The sequence below is a fragment of the Thioflexithrix psekupsensis genome (assembly GCF_002149925.1).
GTDB classification, from domain to species: Bacteria; Pseudomonadota; Gammaproteobacteria; order Beggiatoales; family Beggiatoaceae; genus Thioflexithrix; species Thioflexithrix psekupsensis.
Map to the genome: position 1 here is coordinate 128,586 of NZ_MSLT01000007.1, position 20,606 is coordinate 149,191.

A 20,606-nucleotide genomic window follows, 5' to 3' on the forward strand; every position below is an offset into this window, starting at 1 on the left:
ATAAAATTTTGGCCGTCTGATTCAGAATAATTGATTATTGAAGTAAAAGGATTTAATTGTGGTTAAATTAGTTATTCTGCATGATATGTTAGTGAAACAGATTAATGCAAACCATTTACCCAGCCAATTTGATATTGTTTTTGCCGATATTGATCCGCAAATGTTACAACAAAAGGCTGATTTAATTGCTCCAGATATTATTGTTTTAGATTTAAAATTACTGGGCGATCAACCATTAGCTTATCTGCAAATGCTGACGCAAATAACACCCCATGCAATTATTATTGTGATATATGCGTTTTGTAAATGGAGTTTGTTACAAGAAATTGCTAAAATGGGGATAAGAATTATTAAAGAACCGATTAATTTACGTTTATTGCAAACCAATGTTTTAGGTTTGATGAATCGGGAAATGATAAATATGAAAACCCAACAAAATAATATGCCTAAAATGCCAGAAAGACGTTATTCTTTGCGCCAATTAAGTCAATTACAACAAATTAAATCGGCTATTGAATGCGAATGCCCCAATCATTTGGCTGATTTGGTGATTGCTTTATCGGCTTTTGAGTCTTATTCACAGGATTGTCGCCATCGTAATCCACAAGATGCCGACATTCACGCCATGTTATATCAGCACACCGCACAAGCACGGCAATTAATGGAACATGCTTTAGCCCAATTATGTGAATATGAAAATATTGTTTTGGATGAAATGGGATGAAGTGGAATGATTTTTTATTACGGGGAATTCGTGGTTTCATTCATCTTAGTTTAGCAGCCTTATTGGGCTATTATACGGTGCAATGGGTATTGTTATTGCGAATGCCATTAGAGTCGTCTTTAACTCCTACAATACCCCCACAATCCGTACAATGGCAAGCCGCTTTGATCCGTGAACCGTTAAATATTAGTCCGATTTTAGAAGCCAATTGGTTTGGCAAAACGGCCGCGGTGGAAACGGCGCAACCCGCACCTGTATTAACTGATTTACCCGATACTCGGCTGAATTTTAAATTGTACGGCATTTATTATGCGACGCAAGCAAGGAATGCCCGCGCTATTATTGATGTGGGGCAAGGGGTTAGTCAGCGTTATCGCATTGGGGATGCGTTGCCGCAAGGTGTTGTTTTGCATGATATTCAGCCGCGTTGGGTTATTTTACAACGTCAAGATCGCTATGAAACTTTGCGCTTAATTGGCACAGAAGGCAATAAAGACAATCCTATTTTAAATCAAAATTATCCCGTACAAGCAAACCAAACCTTAGCAAATAATAACCCAGCACATTATCCGTCATCTGCCATTCTTCCTCAAGAATCAACACCCGAACAATTATTAAAACAATATCAACAACAATTAGTCATTAACCCACAAAGTTTAATCCGTTTAATTCAGGTTGCGCCTGCACAAGAAAATGGACAATTTTTAGGTTATCGATTAAGTCCAGGACAAGATCGAAGTTTGTTTGAAAAATTTGGCTTAGAAACAGGCGATATTATTACTGCGGTGAATGATATTGTGTTAGACAGTCCGTTAAAAGGATTTAAATTATTAGAACAAATGGCCACTGCCTCACAATTAAATTTACAAATTAATCGCAATGGACAGATTATTGCACTGAATTTTGCGATGCAGTAGTCATTTACGCGATATAATTCATGAAATCCACATTCTTTCAAATTAACCCCAATAACGCTAGTTAAACTGTGGCAATTTATCCTGCTGAACATATTTTAGTGATTGCAACACGTCAGATCGGTGATGTGCTGTTGACCACGCCATTGCTACGGACTTTACGTAAAGCCTACCCAACGGCAAAAATTGATATGTTGGTTTTTCAGGGGAAAGCGGGCATTATTGAAGGAAATCCCGATATTAACAAAGTGATCACCATTGCCGAGCGGCCGGGTTGGTGTGAACATTGGCATTTGTTTAAAAAAATTACGCGGCGTTATGATGTGGCGGTGATTACGCTGACGGGCGATAAACCCGCTTTATACGGTTTTTTGGCCGCGCCTAAACGTATTGCTGTGGTGCCGCCATTGAGTTGGAAAAGTAAATGGAAACATTGGCTTGCCACTGCTTCTACCGTGTTAGACGATGTCAATACCCATACGGTGATTCAAAATTTACGTTTAGCCGATTTATTGGGTATTCCGCGCTGTTATCAGGTGGTTTTGCCTGAAAATACAGGCGTTTCTGCCCGTTTAAGCGCGAAATTGCCGTTTAATTGGCTGCAAACGCCTTATGTGGTGCTGCATTTGATGCCCATGTGGCGTTATAAGTGCTGGACATTGCGCGGTTGGGGGGCATTGGCGCATTATTTACATGCTTTGGGCTTAGAAGTGGTGTTGACGGGCAGTCAAGCCCCCGCAGAACAGTTATACATACAACAAGCCATGCAAATGATGCCGCGTGCCGTTGTCAATATGGCGGGGCGTTTAAATTTTGCTGAGGTGGCCGCCTTAATTCGACGTTCACAAGCCTACGTTGGCCCCGATACCGCAGTGACTCATTTGGCGGCGGCGACGGGCGTACCCACCGTGGCGATTTTTGGCCCGACCAATCCCGTCAAATGGGGACCGTGGCCAGCGCATTACGCCAGAGATGCCAACCCGTATCGTCGTGTTGGCACGCAATTTATTGGCAACGTGGCTTTAGTGCAAGGGGAAGGAGATTGTGTACCTTGTCACTTGGAGGGCTGCGAACGCCACCGCTACAGCCGCAGCGAATGTCTGGATAAATTAACCGTAGAACAAGTACAATATGCCTTAGAATATCTATGCAATCAAAATATTTATCTCATGATTGCGAACCATCGCTGAATGTGATCACTGATTTTTCTCAATGAAAACAAGCTCTTTCCCTTCTGATTTTCAAGATTTACGTGGTTTAGGTGCGGCATCTCTGGCGCGTTTGGCGCGTTTGGGCATTCACAACGTAGAAGATTTATTGTTTCATTTGCCGCTACGCTACCAAGATCGCACCCGAATTAAACCCATTGGCACGCTTAAAGCGGGCGAAACCGCGGTGATTTCAGGCACGATTACCGCCAGCGAAATTCGCCCCGGTCAGCGTAAACGTTCGCTGTGGTGTACGGTGACGGATGGAACGGGTTTTATTGCGCTGCGATTTTTTCATTTTAATAGCGCGCAACAACAGCAATTACAAGTGGGCATTCGTGTCCGTTGTTTTGGAGATATTCGGGCGGCTTATCACCAACAATTAGAAATGGTGCATCCCGAATATAAAACCGCTCATCCCGATCAAGAATTGTCGGCCGATAGTGAAACTTTAACCGCAGTTTATCCCAGTTGTGAAGGATTAGCACAACATCAATTACGTCGTTTAATGGCTCAGGCTTTAGACTATACTTTAACCGATTATTTACCACCTCATTTATTGCAACAATACCAATGGCCGAGTTTAAACGAAGCCTTGCGTATGATTCATTGTCCGCCGCCCGACAGCCCTTTTCTCGATTTACAAAATGGCACGCATCCCGCGTGTCGGCGACTGGCTTTTGAAGAATTATTGGCGCATCATTTAAGTTTGCGTTTACTGCGGGAACAGCGGTTGCACGCTCCTCGTTTACACAGTGCAGGCGCGTGGGAATTGCAATTGCCTTTTGCCCTGACGCAAGCGCAACAACGAGTTTACAGCGAAATTCTAAGCGATTTGCAACAAGATCGTCCCATGTTACGCTTGGTGCAAGGCGATGTGGGATCGGGAAAAACGGTGGTGGCTGCATTAGCTGCATTACGGGCGATTGAAGCGGGTTATCAAGTGGCCATGATGGCACCTACTGAATTACTGGCTGAACAGCATCATCGCGTGTTTAGCCATTGGTCTCAATCTTTAAATCTCATTACGCGGTTATTAACAGGACAATTAACCAAAAAACAACGCCAAAAAATCCAACAACAAATTGCCAACGGTGAGGCACATTTTATTGTGGGTACACAAGCCTTGTTTCAAGAACCAATTCAATTTGCGCGATTGGGTTTAATTATTATTGATGAGCAACATCGTTTTGGTGTGGATCAACGTTTGGCCTTGCGCGATAAAGGACAACACGCAGGACTTATTCCGCATCAATTAATCATGACGGCTACACCCATTCCGCGCACATTAGCCATGACGGCTTATGCCGATTTAGACAGTTCTATTATCGACGAATTACCCCCTGGGCGCACACCGATTCATACGGCAATTATTTCTAATTTACGTCGAGATGACATTATTGAGCGCATTCGCGTTAGTTGTTTAGTAGAAAAAAGACAGGTGTATTGGGTTTGTACTTTGATCGAAGAATCAGAACATTTACAATGTCAAGCCGCTGAAGACACGGAACAGCAATTAAAATCTTTATTACCGATGTTAAAAATTGCCTTAATTCACGGACGAATGAAACCTAAAGAAAAAGAAGCAGTGATGCAATTATTTAAATCGGGTGAATTAGATTTATTGGTGGCTACAACGGTGATTGAAGTGGGCGTGGATGTGCCTAATGCCACGTTAATGGTGATTGAAAATGCAGAGCGTCTTGGCCTCGCCCAATTACATCAATTGCGGGGTCGTGTTGGCCGTGGTGCGCAACAGAGTTATTGTGTCTTGTTATATCAAGCCCCATTATCCGAATTGGCGCGAGAACGATTGGCGATTATGCGCGAAACCAATGATGGTTTTTTAATCGCTCAACGAGATTTAGAATTGCGTGGCCCTGGGGAATTATTGGGAACGAAACAAACAGGGCAGTTTAATTGGCGTATTGCTCGCTTGCCTCGTGATGAAGATTTGTTAAATTTAATTCCTCATGCGGCACAAATTTTGTTGGAAAATCCTGCACATTGTCACGCCTTAACGCAACGTTGGTTAAAGCAAGATGGACAATATGCGACGGTTTGATGGGGCGAATTTATTCAGAACAATTAAGCCATTAAATAAAAATATTTAGCCATGATAAATTGTTCAGAATTTTTACTTTTCTACCGTCCCCTACTTCCTCCTGCTAGGGGGAAAGAGATGAGATTATCTTGTTAAATTTTAACAATAAAAATAACCTCTTTCTCCTCCTAGCAAGGGGGCAGAGAGTGGTCGGTAGAAATACTAATAGTGCGGATTATTTTTGTTTAGGTATTTAATCTGTTGAGGGTTTTTGTGTGAATCACATTCTGACTGTAGAGGGAGCAAGATAATGAGCGATTTTATGCCATATACGACTATTGATGATAGTAGTGGATATATTTATAAGCATATCGATGATAACTCTAGTGATTGGGCGGGGTACATTCGGGATAGTTCAGTGTATAACTCGCATGGGGATTATTTGGGATATGCAGGGAATAATGGTAATGTGTACGATCATAATGATCACATGATCGGCTGGGTTGATGCGCATAATGGGCATGTGTATAACAGCGCGGGTGTGCAGGTTTATGATACGAATAATGGCGTTGTGGGTGCAGCAGCGTATTTGTTGTGTATTTATCAGGGGAATATTCCGTAATCAAAGATTGACAGTCTTATTTTGGGGGATTTTATGGTAGATATGTGGTTAGTAGCTATTTATGCGCTAGGGCCGTTGAGTAATTTTTTTGCAGGTTCTATTGCTGCCAGAAATACAAACAAACAGTTGACTAAAAATGAGGAATTAGAACAACAACGCGCTAAAGTCAGCCGTGAAATTGCAGCATATCAAGCGCAAACTCAAATCGAAATTACAAATGCAAATCTCGCTTTTCAAGCGCATCGTTTGGAGCGTGAGCAAGCCTTGCAACGTGAATTAGCACAGTTGAACTCACAGCGACAGCTAGAAGCGGCATCAATTCATCGTGAAACGGCGTTGAAATTGCCTGAAGTGCATAAGTTGTTTGAAAATTGGCCTCTGCGTACTGTTCCTTCTCAAATTTTAAATGCGTATCCGAATAAACAACCACGTCCGTTGCGGGTGTTGTTGTCGCCGCCTGTGGTGGAGTTTGATAAGTTTGTGCATCCTAACCCGCAAATTCAGCAGTCTTCAGCAGGGAGTTTTCCGAAGTTGGAAAAACGCTTGGCGGAAGATTTGCGTCATGTGTCAAATACTTATTATCCGCAAAGTAGTGATGTGCGTCCTGTCGAGTTGTTAGATGGAGCTTGGGACAGTAATCGTTATCATGGTGGGTCAAGTTTGCGGGCATTGTATTCAATGTTGCAGTCTGAGCCTGTCATGGTGTTGGATTCGGATGTGGACGGGGATTTTTTAACGTTTCGGGTGGCGTATTGGGGATTGGGACAGGAAAGTTATGAGTTTCAGCCTGTATTGTCGCGTTTGTCGTATCGGGAAATTTTGTATGCGGCTGCAAAGGCGCGGGCAGTGCAGTGGAAAACCAATGTGCGCGATAAGTTGTTAGCGCAGGGGAAGGATTCAAAAGAGATTAATGAAAAGTATGGCGGGGATAATGCGCTGAATTTGGCTATTTTGGAAGAAGATGAGGAGATGCGGGCGTTAGGCATCGAGGTGGAGCGGCATTATCGGTTTAATCAGCAGGATTGGGAAGTGCTGGCGCAGGTGTTAAGCACTTATCATCTGATGACGTTTGGAGTGATTAGTGATGGGCATTTTTTGATTCATCATGATACAGATTTGATGTTTTCTGAGTTGTTGGGTGAGGTGTTAAAACCGCAGTTAGGCTTGTCGAGGGAGTCGTTGGTGGCTTGGGTGGTGGCGCGATATGAGGATATGTTTAGCGCGTTGGCGAATGAGCGGGCGTATCGCGTGCCTTTGTTGCGGTTGCAATTGGCGAAAGGTTTGGCTTCGGTTGCGTCTGAGGTGGCAGAGCAACAGGTGATTGTGGCATTAAAAACGTGGTTTGCTGGGCGGTTGTTGGATGTGGCGGGGGATTCGCTGGCGGCGATGTTGGAAAAGGCGTTAGCGGTGACGGTGAGTGCGGATGCGGCGTTTTTGACGGTTTTGAAATCGTGTTTAAGTAGTTTGGATTTGGCGGGGTTGGTGGAAAAAATTCAAACAGGTGTCGCGGATGTGCCTGCATTGCCGTTAGTCGCGCCTGTTGTGTTGAAGGAATATGCCAAGCAAGCACCGACAGCAGGCGAGTTAGTTAAAGCGTGGGATGCGGATGAGTTTAAAGCGCGGCTTGAGGCGAAGCTTTTACCGATTGGGCAAGGACGGTTATTGTTCGCAAACTATGAGTTTAAAACAGGGATTTTGCCTGTGCGTTTGTCGCTGTTGCCGTGGGGAATGAAATATGTGTCGAATCGGGTGCAGATGTTGACAGTTTCCCGTGAAGTGGCGCGTGAATGGCGACAAGGTGAAGCGATATTTCCGTTGTATGCGAAGTTAGTAGTGAATATTGAAGGGGATAAGGTTAAGGATATTCAAGTGCTTGCTTTGGAGTTGCAAGTAAACGGGCGTTATTATCCTCTGTCGGCATTAAAACCTGATTATCAGCAGTGGGAAATATTGAGGACTTTTAGGGGGCATACCAACGATGTTCGTTCAGTCGCATTTTCACCTGATGGTTTGCTGGCGTTGTCGGGGAGTGATGATAAAACCCTGAAATTATGGGAAGTGAGCAGTGGGCAATGCCTGCGGACTTTTAAGGGGCATGGTAGCGATTCTAATTCAATCCTGTTTTGGCTTGTTGCTGGCTTGCTGATGTTGTCGAGCCTGTTTTGGCTTGCTGGCTTGCTGATATTGTCGAGAGTTATTTCTCGGGTGCATATTGGCGGTGTCGCATTTTCGCCTGATGGTTTGCTGGCGTTGTCAGGGAGTTTTGATAACAACCTGAAATTATGGGAGGTGAGCAGTGGGCAATGTCTGCGGACTTTTGAGGGGCATAGTAATTGGGTTCGTTCAGTCGCATTTTCGCCTGATGGTTTGCTGGCGTTGTCGGGGAGTGATGATAAGACCCTGAAATTATGGGAAGTGAGCAGTGGGATATGTCTGCGAACTTTTGAGGGGCATAGTGACTATGTTCGTTCAGTCGCGTTTTCGCCTGATGGTTTGCTGGCATTGTCGGGGAGTGATGATAAAACCCTGAAATTATGGAACGTGAGCAGTGGGCAATGTCTGCGGACTTTTGAGGGGCATAGCAGGCTTGTTTTTTCAGTTGCGTTTTCGCCTGATGGTTTGCTGGCATTGTCGGGGAGTGGGGATAACACCCTGAAATTATGGGACGTGAGCAGTGGACAATGTCTGCGGACTTTTTCGGGGCATGGTAGTGCTGTTTATTCAGTCGCGTTTTCGCCTGATGGATTGTCTGCTTTGTCGGGGAGGCAGGATAAAACCCTGAAATTATGGGACGTGAGCAGTGGGCAATGTCTGCGGACTTTTTCGGGGCATAGTAGCACTGTTTATTCAGTCGCGTTTTCGCCTGATGGATTGTCTGCTTTGTCGGGGAGTGGGGATGGGACGATGATTTTGTGGGGGACGCGGTAGGGGGTGGGATTAGACCTTCTGTACCAAAATTAAACCATTTAAGTACCTAAACGAAAATAATCTGGATTATCCGCATCTGTCTGAATTAGAATTTACAGAATTTCAGGATTTTCAGAATTAAAGAATTAATAATCTGCTGAAAATAAACGACTTGCAAGCGTCAATTTTGAAAATTCTTGTATCTGTAAATTCTGATTCTGACAAAATAAAGATTCTATGAACCCTGTTTTTGAGTATATTAGCGACTATGGAAAAATATCAAAGAGAATTTATTGAATTCGCACTAGAAAATAAAGTGTTAAGATTCGGAGAATTTACTTTAAAATCAGGGCGTAAAAGTCCTTATTTTTTTAACGCAGGATTATTTAATTCGGGAGCAGCTTTAGCGCGTTTAGGCGAATTTTATGCGCAAGCCATTGTGGCCGCAGAAGTGGAATTTACTCACTTATTTGGCCCGGCTTATAAAGGCATTCCTTTGGTGGCCAGCACAGCGATTGCTTTGGCACGACACCATGGACTTAATTATCCTTACACCTTTAATCGTAAGGAAATCAAAGACCACGGCGAAGGCGGAGTGTGGGTAGGCACGGAGATTGCGGGTGGACACGTGTTGTTAATCGACGATGTCATTAGCGCAGGCACGGCAATTCGAGAATCCATGACTTTATTAACGGCTGAAAAAGCCACGTTAGCAGGCATTATGATCGCGCTGAATCGTCAGGAATTAGGACGCGGGGATTGTTCTGCCATTGATGAAGTAGAACGAGAATGGCAAACTACGATATTTAGCATTGTTACTTTAGATGATATTATGACTTATTTAGCCTTGCAAAAAGATTATGATGCGGTGTTAAAAGCAATGTCGCGTTATCGTGCTGAATTTGGCGTTTAAATAAGTTTAACTGTCCCCATTAATGCCATTTTATCTATAACAGGAGTAACCGCAAAATGACAGCAAAAATTGCAATTGTGACGGGTGGTAATCGTGGATTGGGATTGGAAACGGCACGACAATTGGCACAACAAGGTTTACAAGTCGTCTTGACCAGCCGCGATCCCGCTAAGGCTGAAGCCGCGCTGGCACATTTGGGCGCGCAAAGTGCAAATATCACCCCCTATCCCCTTGATGTGACACAAGAAAGCAGTATTCAGGCTTTGTCTCATTTTGTGTTAGAACGGTTTGGACGGGTTGATGTTTTGGTCAACAATGCCGGCATTTTTCCCGATTCTAAAAGCGAATGGACGGCGTTTAAAACGCCTTTAGATATTCTCCGTTTGGCAATGGAAACAAATACTTATGCGCCATTTCGTTTGTGCCAAGTGTTTATTCCCATCATGCAAGAAAACGGCTACGGACGGGTGGTCAATGTCAGCAGCGGCATGGGACAATTGAGCGAAATGAATGGCGGTGTTCCCGGTTATCGTTTGTCAAAAACGGCGTTAAATGCGGTGACACGCTTGTTTGCGGATGAAGTAAAAGGCAGTAACGTATTGATTAATTCGGTTTGTCCGGGTTGGGTGCGCACGGATATGGGCGGCCCAGAAGCTGACCGCGAGGTAGAACAAGGCGCGGATACTATCGTATGGTTGGCAACTTTGCCCGATAATGGTCCCAGTGGGGGATTTTTCCGTGATCGGCATGAGATTGCGTGGTAAGGAAAAATTGTAGCTAATAAAAAAGTCTGAATTGGAAGCGGTAAGTCATTCTAATTCAGACCTTTATTTTCCAATATAAGGATGTTCACATGTCAACGTTATTAAAAGCCGTTACTGGTTTATTATTTGGCACGTTATTAACAGGCTGTTCTTCTCTGTTACCCAGAGTGGAAAATACAACTGAGTCGCCGTGGCATTCTTTTGAAGATGCACAAGAAGATTTTGAGAAAATTGTCCCCGGACAAACCACGATTTCTCAATTGAAAGAATTGGGTTTTGATCCTTATGTATCGCCCAACGTGTCGTTAATTAATTATTTAGATTTAATTCAGCATTTTATTCCTAATTCATCGATTGAAATGGAAGATTTGCCGCCAAGTGTTCAAGCCTGTTTGTATGTAAAAGAAGAATGTTATGGTTATGTGATTGAGCCTTCGGTGATTCATTCTAAACGCTATGGCAATGTCGCATTGGATGTGCTGAATTTTAAAAAATTAACGCAAGTTTCTGGTTGGCGTTTTAAAGCCTTATTGGTGCTTAAAAAAGATTTGGTGGTTTATAAATTGGCGGGCGGAGAACCCAATGTTTTGAAATTTGAAAAGAAAAATAATCCACTAGGGCCATTACAAGATATTGGCGATGTTTTGCGTTTTAAATAAGAGGCGGCGTTGAGAGTTGAGTTATGCAACAATGGTTACGTCATGTTCCTGCTTTTGCGGAGTTGGATGAAGCCGCTCGACAACATATTGCCGCTTGTTTTCGCACGCGCATGTTGGGGAGTGGGGAGGCTCTGTTTACTGCGGGACAGGCTTATGTGGAGTCTATTTTTTTGCTGAAAAGCGGCGATTTACGGCTGCATCAAGAACAGCATACGTTACGTTTAGCGGCGGGAGAATTTATTGGTTTGCTCAATGCCTTAGACGGTTCGCCTTATGCGTCTTCAGCGATTGCGCACAGTGAGGTGCAGTTGTTGTTCGTTCATGCGCCGCGGTTGCAGGCGATTGAAGCGATGTGTCCGGTTTTATTTCATGCCTTGCGTCGTTTTATTGCCAGCCAAATGCACTCCACTCGACATACGCCTTTGACTGCGCCCAGTTTTACTTTTCCCGCTCGTGCGGTGATGAAAGCTCCTTTGTTGACGTGTGCCGAATCGGACAGTTTGCTGGATGCTTATCGCTTGATGAGTGACCGCCAAATTGGCAGTATTGGCGTTTTGGACGCGCACGACCATTTGCGCGGATTGTTGACTTATCAGCAATTAGCAGAAGCCACCTTGTGCCACAATATTCCTGCTGATGCGCCGTTGCGGGAAGTTGTTTTGCGCACGCCTTTATTTGTTCGTGCGGATGTTCCCGTGTGGCAGGTGGAAGAAGCCCAAGCCGAATATCGTTGTAAATATGTGGTGGTCGGTGAAGCACAACAGCCTTTGGGCATGATTTCGCAGACGGATTTATTGCGTTATGTGTTTACGCAACAAGGCATTGCGTTAGCCGCGATTGCGCAGGCGCAAAGCATCGCAGAATTAAAGACTTTTCAAGCCACTTTGCCCAATTTTGCCCGCGATGCGTGGGAATATAATCGCCGTGCCAGTATGGCTGTGCGGATGATCAGTGAATATCATTTAGCGGTACAACGTCGTTGTATTGAATTAACGCTGGCCGAATTGATCGCCGAAGGACAGCCCGCGCCTTCTGTGCGTTATGCGTTTATTATCATGGGATCGGGGGGACGCAAAGAAATGTTGTTGAATCCCGATCAAGATAACGGCTTGATTTTAGAAGACAGTTCTGCGTTGACGGAAGAAGCCCGCCGTTGGTTTCAAAACTACGCTGAACGAGTGAATCGCCGTTTAGATGAAGTGGGTTATCCGCTGTGTACGGGAGACATTATGGCGCGTAACCATTTGTTTCATAAAACATTATCTGAATGGCAACAGCAACTCAGTCATATCTTAGAACAACCCACGCCTAAAGCCGCACGTTGGGCGAATATTTTTCTGGATTTTGATACGTTATATGGCGATGATCGTTTAGTTTCGGAATTAACGGCTTGGTTTTCTCAGGAATTACGGCAAAAACCGCGTTTATTGCGCTTAATGGTGGAAGATGATGCCCAAGGACGTGCGGCGTTGGGATTGTTTAACCGTTTGATTATGACGCAAAAAGATGAAAGCGGCCGCGACCGTTTAGATATTAAACGCAATGGTTTGCGTATTATTGCGGATGCGGCACGTATTTTTGCGTGGTCACGCGAGATTCACCCCAGAAATACTAATGATCGTTTAGAAGCTTTGGTGCGTGATGGCGTGATTGATAATGAATTTGCCCGTTTTGTTTATGGTGCTTTTGATAAAGCATTAGATTTATTATTAAGACATCAATTCCGTCAATTAGAAGAAAATCAACCCCTGACAAAATTAATTGATCCTGCCTTATTTTCACCGATTCATTATGAAGCATTAAGAATGTCGATGCGTGCCGTTAAACAATTACAACAACGCTTGCAATCTCAATTTGATGTCGCTTATTTTTAATTGCTTTCATTGCGCTTACTTTTATTTTTTTAACACACAACCGCTATGATAACTCAACAAGAACATACAAAACATCAAGGACGTAATCAATTACCCAAACGCGGACGACGCATTCATTTTGTGGGCATTGGTGGCGCGGGAATGGGTGGCATTGCCGAGGTCATGCACCACATCGGTTATGCCGTGACGGGATCGGATTTGCAAAAAAACGCCATGACGCGCCATTTAGCCGCACAAGGGGTGCGTATTTATATTGGTCATGCGGCGGAGAATGTGTATGGTTGTGATGTGGTGGTGATTTCCAGCGCGGTTAAAGCCGATAACCCCGAAGTGATCGCCGCACGAAAACAGCATATTCCCGTGATTCCCAGAGCAGAAATGTTAGGCGAATTAATGCGTTTTCGTCAGGGCATCGCCATTGCGGGGACGCATGGTAAAACGACAACCACCAGTTTAGTCACCAGTATGTTGGCTGAAGCGGGTTTAGACCCGACTTTTGTGATTGGGGGGCGTTTAAACAGCACGGGAACTCATGCCAGTTTAGGACAAGGCACGTATTTGGTCGCAGAAGCCGATGAAAGCGATGCGTCTTTTTTGTATTTGAAACCAATCATGGCCGTGGTCACCAATATCGATGCCGATCACATGGAAACCTATCAGCATGATTTTGAACGATTAAAACAAACTTTTATCCATTTTTTACAACAATTGCCGTTTTATGGTTTAGCGGTGTTGTGTATTGATGATCCGGTGATTTGTTCTGTTTTACCTGAAATCACTAAGCCGACTTTGACTTATGGCTTCAGTGAAACGGCTGATGTGCGGGCAACGGCTGTGCGGGCGCAGGGTGGTTATACGTATTTTTCGGTGAGTCGAGATGACAGCCATTGGTTGGATATTTGTTTAAATTTACCCGGCCATCACAATGTGTTAAATGCTTTGGCGGCCATGGCGATTGCGCATGAGGCGGGCGTGAGTGATCAGGCAATTCAACATGCGTTGCAGCATTTCAGTGGGATTGGTCGGCGTTTACAAATGCAGCCGCTGATGTTGACTGATGATCGGCAATTGTTATTGTTTGATGATTATGGACATCATCCGCGTGAAATTACCGCAGTGTTACAAGCGATTCGCAGCGGTTGGCCAAATCGGCGTTTGGTGGTGATTTTCCAACCACATCGTTATAGTCGTACACGAGATTTATTTACTGATTTTGTGGAGGTATTGACGACGGTTGATGTATTATTTTTATTAGATGTTTATCCGGCCGGAGAAAAACCCATTCCCGAAGCCAGCGGCCAGCGTTTATACGAAGCGATTGCGGCCACGCAACACGTGGATGTGTATTTTATTGATAACAGTGAGGATTTAGTGCATCAATTATGTCCAATGTTGCACGATCAGGATATTTTATTGACTTTAGGCGCGGGAAATATCAGCACCATCGCTTATCAATTACCCACTGATTTATTAAATCATTGTCGTTAGGGTGAAAAAGGAGAAATGATGATGTCTATGGCAAAAATACTGCCCTTAATCGAAACTCTGCCCCATTCTGATAAATTCCAACTCATGCAAATTTTACTCACACAACTTGCAAAAGAAGACGGACTTTCTTTACAAGTTCCAAATTCGCCTACAGTCAATCAGGGGCAACGCATGGCAAGTATTCTTCAACGCATGGCAGACAGAAATGCCTTGTCTGATATTGTTGATCCAGTCGCGTGGCAAAGAGAAATTCGTGAAGATCGCTCGTTGCCCGGTAGAGAATAAAACGATGTTATTGGACAGCAATTTAATCATTTATTCGATTAAACCTGAATTTATCAAATTACGTCTATTGATAGCTGAACATAGTCCCGTAGTTTCTGCCATCAGCTATGTTGAAGTGCTTGGTTATCACCAATTGACAGAATCCGATAAACAGGATTTCATCGATTTTTTCAATATCGTACAGATCATTCCTGTTTCTCAGGCAATATTAGAAAAGGCCGTAACATTACGTCAAGAGCGTAAAGCGTAAAATGTCGCTAGGAGATTCAATTATTGCAGCGACAACAATAGTACATGACTTGACTTTAATTACAGCAAATACAGTTGATTTTAAATGGATTCCAAACCTGAAATTGCTATCGCCTAATATCACCTAATTAAATCATTACCTGAATATTTTTGTTTAACGACCCATCATGACAGCCATCGGTTTACCTTCATCAGAACACTATCACGGTTATCAACAGGGAAAAATTTCTTTTGTTCCCAGTGGCTTACGTGGACAATTACGCCATCATGAACCAATGGCAGAGCATAGCTCATGGCGTGCCGGGGGATGTGCGGAGTGGTTTTATATTCCAGCGGATTTGGAAGATTTAATCCAATTCATGCCACAAATTCCACTGGGAATGCCTGTTTTTTGGTGTGGTTTGGGCAGTAATATTTTGGTACGGGATCGCGGTTTACCGGGCGTAGTGATTGCGACGGCAGGATTGTTAAACGGATTAACGTGGCTGTCTAGTGATTGTTTACGGGTGGAAGCGGGAGTGAGTTGTGCCAAAATTGCGCGTGAAACCTCAAAAATGAGTCTCACCGGTGCCGAATTTCTCGCAGGCATTCCCGGAACTTTGGGCGGAGCGTTGGCAATGAATGCAGGCGCGTGGGGCGGGGAAACGTGGAATTTAGTGCAAAGTGTAGAAGTTTTAACTTTACACGGAGAACATCGACGGCGTGCCGTGGTGGATTATCAAGTGGGTTATCGCCACGTGATGGGGCCGAGTGATGAATGGTTTGTTGCGGCGACGTTAAAACTCGCCCCCGATTCAGACGGCGCGGCATCGCAGCGAATTCGTGAATTATTAAAACAGCGCAATGAAAAACAACCCATTGGTTTGCCCAGTTGTGGTTCTGTGTTTCGCAATCCGCCGGGCGATTATGCGGCGCGTTTGATCGAAGCGGCAGGATTAAAAGGCAGGATATACGGTGGCGCGTGCGTCTCAGAAAAACACGCCAATTTTATTATTAATCAACATCAAGCCACTGCGCATGATATTGAAACATTAATTCATCAAGTACAACAAGCCGTCGCCGAACAATTCGGCGTTCATTTACAAACCGAAGTGAGAATTATTGGTTGTGGCGATACGGTGGAATTAGAGCAGGCCGTGGATTGGTGAATTTTTTCTGAATCAGTCTTGCTGTATTAAAAAGCAATGACTCACATCACGTTGGTCTTCATCAGGGTGTTGTTGCGGTTAATTATTATACAAAACAAACCGTCGCACGTGGACAAACTGAGGATAGATTTCATAGGTCGATAACAAAAAATTATGAAAATCATTGACTGATTTGGTAGAATCACGCCCGACCTTTGTCGCTGGGAGATAAAAGCGGTAAAATGGGCGACGGCGTTTTTTTGATATTTTTTATGGCATGTCGTGGTGTCTCATACCTGATGTGGGATGTGGTTTAACTTCTCAATCGCGTGTTTTTGCGCAGGAAGCGAAACAAATGATAAAACTTATTTTTTACCTGTTCGCGCTAATTTTGGTGTTTTCGGCCAGCCGCGTGATCACGGTGCGTAACCCTGTTCATGCTGCATTATTTTTGGTGTTGGCTTTTTTCTCTTCTGCGGCGATTTGGTTGTTGTTGCACGCGGAGTTTTTGGCCATTGCCTTAGTCTTGGTGTATGTGGGTGCGGTGATGGTGTTGTTCTTATTCGTGGTGATGATGTTAGATATTAATTTAACGCCATTACGCGAAGGCTTTGCGCGTTATTTACCGATTGGCGCGTTGGTGGGCTTGTTGATTTTATTAGAAATGGTGTTGGTGGTCGGTGCGTGGAAATCGCAAGCCGAAACCCTCGCCACGCAAGTTCATGCGTTGCCAAATACAGAGCAGTTGGGAATGCTACTTTATTCGGTTTATTTATATCCGTTTGAAATTGCTGCGGCAATTTTGTTGGTGGCGATGATCGCGGCCATTGTGTTGACCATGCGTACCAAGCGTCAAACCAAAACCCAAAAACCTGAACAACAAGTCGCTGTCCGCCGCGCTGATCGGGTGCGTTTGGTGGAAATGCCTGCTCAACCAAGGGATTGATGTGTTATGTTAGTTTTGTCTGATTTTTTAATTTTGGGCGCGGTGCTGTTTTGTTTGAGTGTCGCGGGGATTTTCTTAAATCGTAAAAATGTCATTATTCTGCTGATGTGCATTGAGTTAATGTTATTGTCGGTGAATTTGAATTTCATCGCATTTTCTTATTTTAATGCAGATATGGCTGGACAAATTTTTGTCTTCTTTATTCTGACCGTAGCAGCGGCTGAATCGGCGATTGGTTTGGCAATTTTGGTGGTGTTATTCCGCAATAAAAATACGATTAATGTGGAAGATTTGGATGCCATGAAAGGCTAATAAAAACGGTGAGATTTTACAGCACTCGATTGGAATAAAGCGGGTGTTTTTGTGTTTTAAACGGAGAATGAGAAGAACCCATCATGCAAACGATTTATTTGACCATCGTATTAGCTCCGCTGATTGGGGCTATCGTGGCCGGGCTGTTTAAGGTCAGCCGAGAGGTTGCCCATACGGTCACTATTGCGGGCGTTGCGCTGTCGTGCGCGTTGTCGTTTTATGCGTTTAAACACCTGATATTCGATGGCGGAGAGGTGTTTAATCAAACTTTATATACGTGGATGGTTGTTGGTAGCATTCACTTTGAAATTGGTTTCCTCGTCGATCAGTTGACGGTGGTAATGATGGTTGTGGTCACGTTTGTGTCGCTCATGGTACACATTTATACCATTGGTTATATGCACGATGATCCGGGTTATCAACGCTTTTTTAGCTATATTTCGTTGTTTACTTTTTCGATGTTGATGTTGGTGATGTCGAATAATTTTTTACAACTCTTTTTTGGTTGGGAAGCGGTGGGCTTGGTGTCGTATTTGTTGATTGGTTTTTGGTATCAGCGAGATACGGCGATTTATGCCAATTTGAAAGCGTTTTTAGTCAATCGCGTCGGTGATTTTGGCTTTTTGTTGGGAATTGCGCTGGTGTTAATGTATTTCGGAAGTTTGAATTATGCCGAAGTTTTCGCCGCAGCTCCTCAACATGCCAACATCACAATGCAAGTGATTCCCGGTTGGGAATGGTCGTTGATGACGGCAACGTGTATTCTTCTTTTCATTGGCGCAATGGGCAAATCGGCACAAGTGCCTTTACATGTGTGGTTGCCTGATTCGATGGAAGGCCCAACGCCAATTTCTGCCTTGATTCACGCGGCAACCATGGTGACCGCGGGTATTTTTATGGTGGCGAGAATGTCGCCGTTATTCGAGTTATCCGAAACCGCTTTGAGTTTTGTTTTAGTGATCGGTGCGATTACGGCTTTATTTATGGGCTTGCTCGGTTTGGTACAGAATGATATTAAGCGGGTCGTTGCTTATTCTACGCTGTCGCAATTGGGTTATATGACGGTGGCTTTGGGCGCGTCGGCTTATACGGCAGGCATTTTTCATTTATTTACTCACGCCTTTTTTAAAGCCTTGTTGTTCTTGGGTGCGGGTTCAGTGATTATCGCCATGCACCATCAACAGGATATTCGTCACATGGGCGGCTTGCGTCGTTATATGCCGATTACCTATTGGACGAGTTTAATTGGTTCGCTGGCTTTGATCGGGTTTCCGGGCTTTGCGGGTTTTTATTCTAAAGATGCGATTATTCTCGCCGTACAACACGCGGATCGCGCCGGGGCAACGTTTGCTTATATCGCGGTTTTAGTGGGGGTGTTTATCACGGCTTTGTATAGTTTCCGTATGTTTTTCCTCGTGTTTCACGGTCAAGAACGCATGGATCATCATACCCGTGAACATTTACACGAAACGCCCGCGGTGGTCACTTTACCATTAATATTTTTGGCGATTCCTTCGGTGATTACAGGCATCTTCTTTGTGGGGCCGTTTTTATATGAAGGCTTTTTTGCCCAAGCGATTTATATTAATCCCGCGCATAATCCTTTCCCCGCGGATCATTATCATGGCGTGTTAGGTTTTACTTTACACGGTCTGTTGACTTTGCCGTTTTATTTTGCCATGGCGGGTTTGGCAACGGCTTATTATCTGTATCAAGTCAGAACGGATATTCCTGCGATGATTCAGGAAAAATTGGCCGGTGTGCATCGGGTGTTGTTGGATAAATATGGTTTTGATCGCTTTAATGATTGGTTTTTTGCGGGCGGTTCGCGGCAACTGGGACAAGGGTTGTGGCAAATTGGCGATGTGAAAATCATTGATAATGGAATGGTCAACGGCAGTGCGTCAATAGTGGCGTGGTTTGCAACGGTAATGCGGCATGTACAAACCGGTTATTTGTATCATTATGCGTTTGCCATGATTTTGGGGCTGGCTTTATTGCTGGGTCTTTTTGTCTTCTCTGGTACGGCGTAAAAGGAACATAGGATGTTTGCGGATTTACCTTTGTTAAGTCTTTTGATCTGGGTGCCGATTTTAGGCGGTATCTGGGTGTTACTGGCTGGAGATGCTTTGGCCAGACCAATTGCTTTATTGGTGTCGTTGGTGGTGTTTGTGTTGTCTTTGCCGTTGTTTTTCGCATTTGATACCACAACCGCCGCGATGCAGTTCACGGAACGTTTACCGTGGTTGCCCAAGCTGGATATTTATTATCATTTGGGAGTTGATGGGATTTCGATGCCGTTGATTCTTTTAACCAGTTTTACCACGATTTTGGTGGTGCTGGCCGCGTGGGAAGTGATCCAATATCGCGCTGCGCATTATTTGGCCGCCTTTTTGATGATGGAAGGCCTCATGATCGGCGTGTTTTCCGCTCTGGATGCCATTTTATTCTACGTGTTGTGGGAAGCCATGTTGATTCCGATGTTTATTATTATCGGGATTTGGGGCGGAGAACGCCGGGTTTATGCGACCATTAAGTTTTTCTTATATACCTTTTTGGGTTCGGTGTTTATGCTGGTGGCGTTGCTGTATTTGTATGCAAAATCAGGCAGTTTCGCTATTTTAGATCACCATGCTTTAGCCATTCCCTTAGATGTGCAAATTTGGATTTTCTTGGCGTTTCTGGTGGCGTTTGCGGTCAAAGTGCCGATGTGGCCAGTACATACGTGGTTGCCTGATGCGCATGTGGAAGCTCCCACGGGGGGTTCTGTGGTTTTGGCCGCGATTATGTTGAAAATGGGAACGTATGGCTTTTTGCGTTTTAGTTTGCCCATTACGCCCGATGCCAGCCGAGAATTAGATTGGTTGATGATTGTTTTATCGCTGATCGCGGTGATTTATATCGGTTTTGTGGCGATTGTACAAAAAGACATGAAGAAATTGGTGGCTTATTCGTCGATTTCACACATGGGTTTTGTCACATTGGGCTTTTTTATCGCGTTCAAAATTCTGGCTAATCCCGATCTCACCAATGAAGCGGCCATGAGTGGCGCAATGTTGGGCGTTTCGGGGGGGATTATTCAGATGATTTCCCATGGTTTTATCTCTGGTGCGATGTTCTTATGTATTGGGGTATTGTATGACCGTATGCACACGCGCCAAATTGCAGATTATGGTGGAGTCGCCAATAAAATGCCGCGTTTTGCGCTGTTTGCGGTACTGTTTGCCATGGCCAATGCGGGTTTACCCGGCACCTCTGGATTTGTAGGGGAATTTATGGTGATTTTAGGCAGTATGCAGGCGAATTTCTGGATCGCATTTTTGGCCGCCACGACTTTAATTTTAGGCGCGGCTTATACGCTGTGGATGGTCAAACGGGTGATTTTCGGCGCAGTCGCTAATGATCATGTGGCCAGTTTGACTGATATTAATGCGCGTGAAGTGTTGATTTTGACCATTTTAGCCATTGCCGTATTGGCGATGGGGATTTGGCCGGGGCCGGTGTTGGAGGTGGTTGAACCTTCAGTGCAACAGTTGTTAGAACACATTTCTCGCACAAAGGTGATGTAAT

The 20,606-nt window shown here is 44.3% G+C and carries 18 protein-coding genes; all 18 read left to right on the top strand.

Features of this window, described 5'->3' with window-relative positions; all coding sequences use genetic code 11:
- Positions 1–58 precede the first annotated feature (58 nt).
- The 18 genes from TPSD3_RS04955 (at position 59) to TPSD3_RS05040 (ending at position 20,605) form a co-directional block, all read left to right on the top strand.
- Positions 59–724 carry a hypothetical protein gene (locus tag TPSD3_RS04955; RefSeq protein WP_086487483.1) on the top strand — a complete coding sequence of 222 codons (666 nt, stop codon included), beginning with the start codon at positions 59–61 and terminating at the stop codon, positions 722–724.
- Positions 721–1,641: a type II secretion system protein GspC gene (gene gspC, locus TPSD3_RS04960; RefSeq protein ID WP_086487484.1), complete on the top strand. Its 921-nt coding sequence runs from the start codon at positions 721–723 to the stop codon at positions 1,639–1,641. Before TPSD3_RS04955 ends, gspC begins: the two co-directional genes overlap by 4 nt.
- Before the next feature lie 68 nt (positions 1,642–1,709).
- Entirely contained in the window at positions 1,710–2,828 is a 1,119-nt protein-coding gene (rfaQ, locus tag TPSD3_RS04965; protein WP_086487485.1) for a putative lipopolysaccharide heptosyltransferase III, read from the top strand.
- 22 nt (positions 2,829–2,850) lie between these two features.
- Positions 2,851–4,911, top strand: a complete 2,061-nt coding sequence (gene recG / locus TPSD3_RS04970; protein WP_086487486.1) for an ATP-dependent DNA helicase RecG — start codon at positions 2,851–2,853, stop codon at positions 4,909–4,911.
- A gap of 301 nt (positions 4,912–5,212) precedes the next feature.
- Positions 5,213–5,512: a 5-fold beta-flower protein gene (locus TPSD3_RS04975; protein WP_140048483.1), complete on the top strand. Its 300-nt coding sequence runs from the start codon at positions 5,213–5,215 to the stop codon at positions 5,510–5,512.
- A 42-nt stretch (positions 5,513–5,554) separates the two neighbouring features.
- The gene (locus TPSD3_RS04980) at positions 5,555–8,440 is read left to right on the top strand and encodes a WD40 repeat domain-containing protein (RefSeq protein WP_176329739.1); all 2,886 of its coding nucleotides are present in this window, start codon (positions 5,555–5,557) and stop codon (positions 8,438–8,440) included.
- Positions 8,441–8,687: 247 nt separating this feature from the next.
- Positions 8,688–9,332 (top strand): orotate phosphoribosyltransferase, encoded by a 645-nt coding sequence (pyrE, locus tag TPSD3_RS04985; RefSeq protein ID WP_086487489.1) that lies wholly within the window; start codon positions 8,688–8,690, stop codon positions 9,330–9,332.
- A gap of 56 nt (positions 9,333–9,388) precedes the next feature.
- Complete coding sequence (locus TPSD3_RS04990; protein WP_086487490.1) at positions 9,389–10,096, top strand: SDR family oxidoreductase; 708 nt, start codon at positions 9,389–9,391, stop codon at positions 10,094–10,096.
- A gap of 89 nt (positions 10,097–10,185) precedes the next feature.
- Complete coding sequence (locus TPSD3_RS04995) at positions 10,186–10,755, top strand: hypothetical protein (protein WP_086487491.1); 570 nt, start codon at positions 10,186–10,188, stop codon at positions 10,753–10,755.
- Positions 10,756–10,778: 23 nt separating this feature from the next.
- Positions 10,779–12,629, top strand: a complete 1,851-nt coding sequence (locus TPSD3_RS05000) for a DUF294 nucleotidyltransferase-like domain-containing protein (protein ID WP_086487492.1) — start codon at positions 10,779–10,781, stop codon at positions 12,627–12,629.
- A gap of 45 nt (positions 12,630–12,674) precedes the next feature.
- On the top strand, positions 12,675–14,117 hold the full coding sequence (gene murC / locus TPSD3_RS05005) for a UDP-N-acetylmuramate--L-alanine ligase (RefSeq protein ID WP_086487493.1): 1,443 nt from the start codon (positions 12,675–12,677) through the stop codon (positions 14,115–14,117).
- 15 nt (positions 14,118–14,132) lie between these two features.
- Positions 14,133–14,402, top strand: a complete 270-nt coding sequence (locus TPSD3_RS05010; RefSeq protein ID WP_140048484.1) for a hypothetical protein — start codon at positions 14,133–14,135, stop codon at positions 14,400–14,402.
- Between the two features lie 4 nt (positions 14,403–14,406).
- Positions 14,407–14,652 carry a PIN domain-containing protein gene (locus TPSD3_RS05015; RefSeq protein ID WP_217884386.1) on the top strand — a complete coding sequence of 82 codons (246 nt, stop codon included), beginning with the start codon at positions 14,407–14,409 and terminating at the stop codon, positions 14,650–14,652.
- 166 nt (positions 14,653–14,818) lie between these two features.
- A complete protein-coding gene (gene murB / locus TPSD3_RS05020) occupies positions 14,819–15,799 on the top strand; it encodes a UDP-N-acetylmuramate dehydrogenase (RefSeq protein WP_086487495.1) in 981 nt (326 codons plus the stop codon).
- Between the two features lie 334 nt (positions 15,800–16,133).
- Positions 16,134–16,724: an NADH-quinone oxidoreductase subunit J gene (locus TPSD3_RS05025; RefSeq protein ID WP_086487514.1), complete on the top strand. Its 591-nt coding sequence runs from the start codon at positions 16,134–16,136 to the stop codon at positions 16,722–16,724.
- Between the two features lie 6 nt (positions 16,725–16,730).
- Positions 16,731–17,036 carry an NADH-quinone oxidoreductase subunit NuoK gene (gene nuoK / locus TPSD3_RS05030; protein ID WP_086487496.1) on the top strand — a complete coding sequence of 102 codons (306 nt, stop codon included), beginning with the start codon at positions 16,731–16,733 and terminating at the stop codon, positions 17,034–17,036.
- A gap of 83 nt (positions 17,037–17,119) precedes the next feature.
- Complete coding sequence (gene nuoL, locus TPSD3_RS05035) at positions 17,120–19,069, top strand: NADH-quinone oxidoreductase subunit L (RefSeq protein WP_086487497.1); 1,950 nt, start codon at positions 17,120–17,122, stop codon at positions 19,067–19,069.
- 12 nt (positions 19,070–19,081) lie between these two features.
- Positions 19,082–20,605: an NADH-quinone oxidoreductase subunit M gene (locus TPSD3_RS05040; protein WP_086487498.1), complete on the top strand. Its 1,524-nt coding sequence runs from the start codon at positions 19,082–19,084 to the stop codon at positions 20,603–20,605.
- Position 20,606 lies beyond the last annotated feature (1 nt).

What these genes read in the sequence shown, in the direction of transcription:
- TPSD3_RS05000 (WP_086487492.1), top strand. Translation starts at nt 10,779, where the DNA reads ATGCAACAATGGTTACGTCATGTTCCTGCTTTTGCGGAGTTGGATGAA.
- nuoK (WP_086487496.1), top strand. Translation starts at nt 16,731, where the DNA reads ATGTTAGTTTTGTCTGATTTTTTAATTTTGGGCGCGGTGCTGTTTTGT.
- murC (WP_086487493.1), top strand. Translation starts at nt 12,675, where the DNA reads ATGATAACTCAACAAGAACATACAAAACATCAAGGACGTAATCAATTA.
- nuoL (WP_086487497.1), top strand. Translation starts at nt 17,120, where the DNA reads ATGCAAACGATTTATTTGACCATCGTATTAGCTCCGCTGATTGGGGCT.
- TPSD3_RS05010 (WP_140048484.1), top strand. Translation starts at nt 14,133, where the DNA reads ATGATGATGTCTATGGCAAAAATACTGCCCTTAATCGAAACTCTGCCC.
- TPSD3_RS05040 (WP_086487498.1), top strand. Translation starts at nt 19,082, where the DNA reads ATGTTTGCGGATTTACCTTTGTTAAGTCTTTTGATCTGGGTGCCGATT.
- TPSD3_RS04990 (WP_086487490.1), top strand. Translation starts at nt 9,389, where the DNA reads ATGACAGCAAAAATTGCAATTGTGACGGGTGGTAATCGTGGATTGGGA.
- TPSD3_RS04975 (WP_140048483.1), top strand. Translation starts at nt 5,213, where the DNA reads ATGCCATATACGACTATTGATGATAGTAGTGGATATATTTATAAGCAT.
- TPSD3_RS04980 (WP_176329739.1), top strand. Translation starts at nt 5,555, where the DNA reads ATGTGGTTAGTAGCTATTTATGCGCTAGGGCCGTTGAGTAATTTTTTT.
- pyrE (WP_086487489.1), top strand. Translation starts at nt 8,688, where the DNA reads ATGGAAAAATATCAAAGAGAATTTATTGAATTCGCACTAGAAAATAAA.
- TPSD3_RS04995 (WP_086487491.1), top strand. Translation starts at nt 10,186, where the DNA reads ATGTCAACGTTATTAAAAGCCGTTACTGGTTTATTATTTGGCACGTTA.
- TPSD3_RS05025 (WP_086487514.1), top strand. Translation starts at nt 16,134, where the DNA reads ATGATAAAACTTATTTTTTACCTGTTCGCGCTAATTTTGGTGTTTTCG.
- TPSD3_RS05015 (WP_217884386.1), top strand. Translation starts at nt 14,407, where the DNA reads ATGTTATTGGACAGCAATTTAATCATTTATTCGATTAAACCTGAATTT.
- recG (WP_086487486.1), top strand. Translation starts at nt 2,851, where the DNA reads ATGAAAACAAGCTCTTTCCCTTCTGATTTTCAAGATTTACGTGGTTTA.
- murB (WP_086487495.1), top strand. Translation starts at nt 14,819, where the DNA reads ATGACAGCCATCGGTTTACCTTCATCAGAACACTATCACGGTTATCAA.
- gspC (WP_086487484.1), top strand. Translation starts at nt 721, where the DNA reads ATGAAGTGGAATGATTTTTTATTACGGGGAATTCGTGGTTTCATTCAT.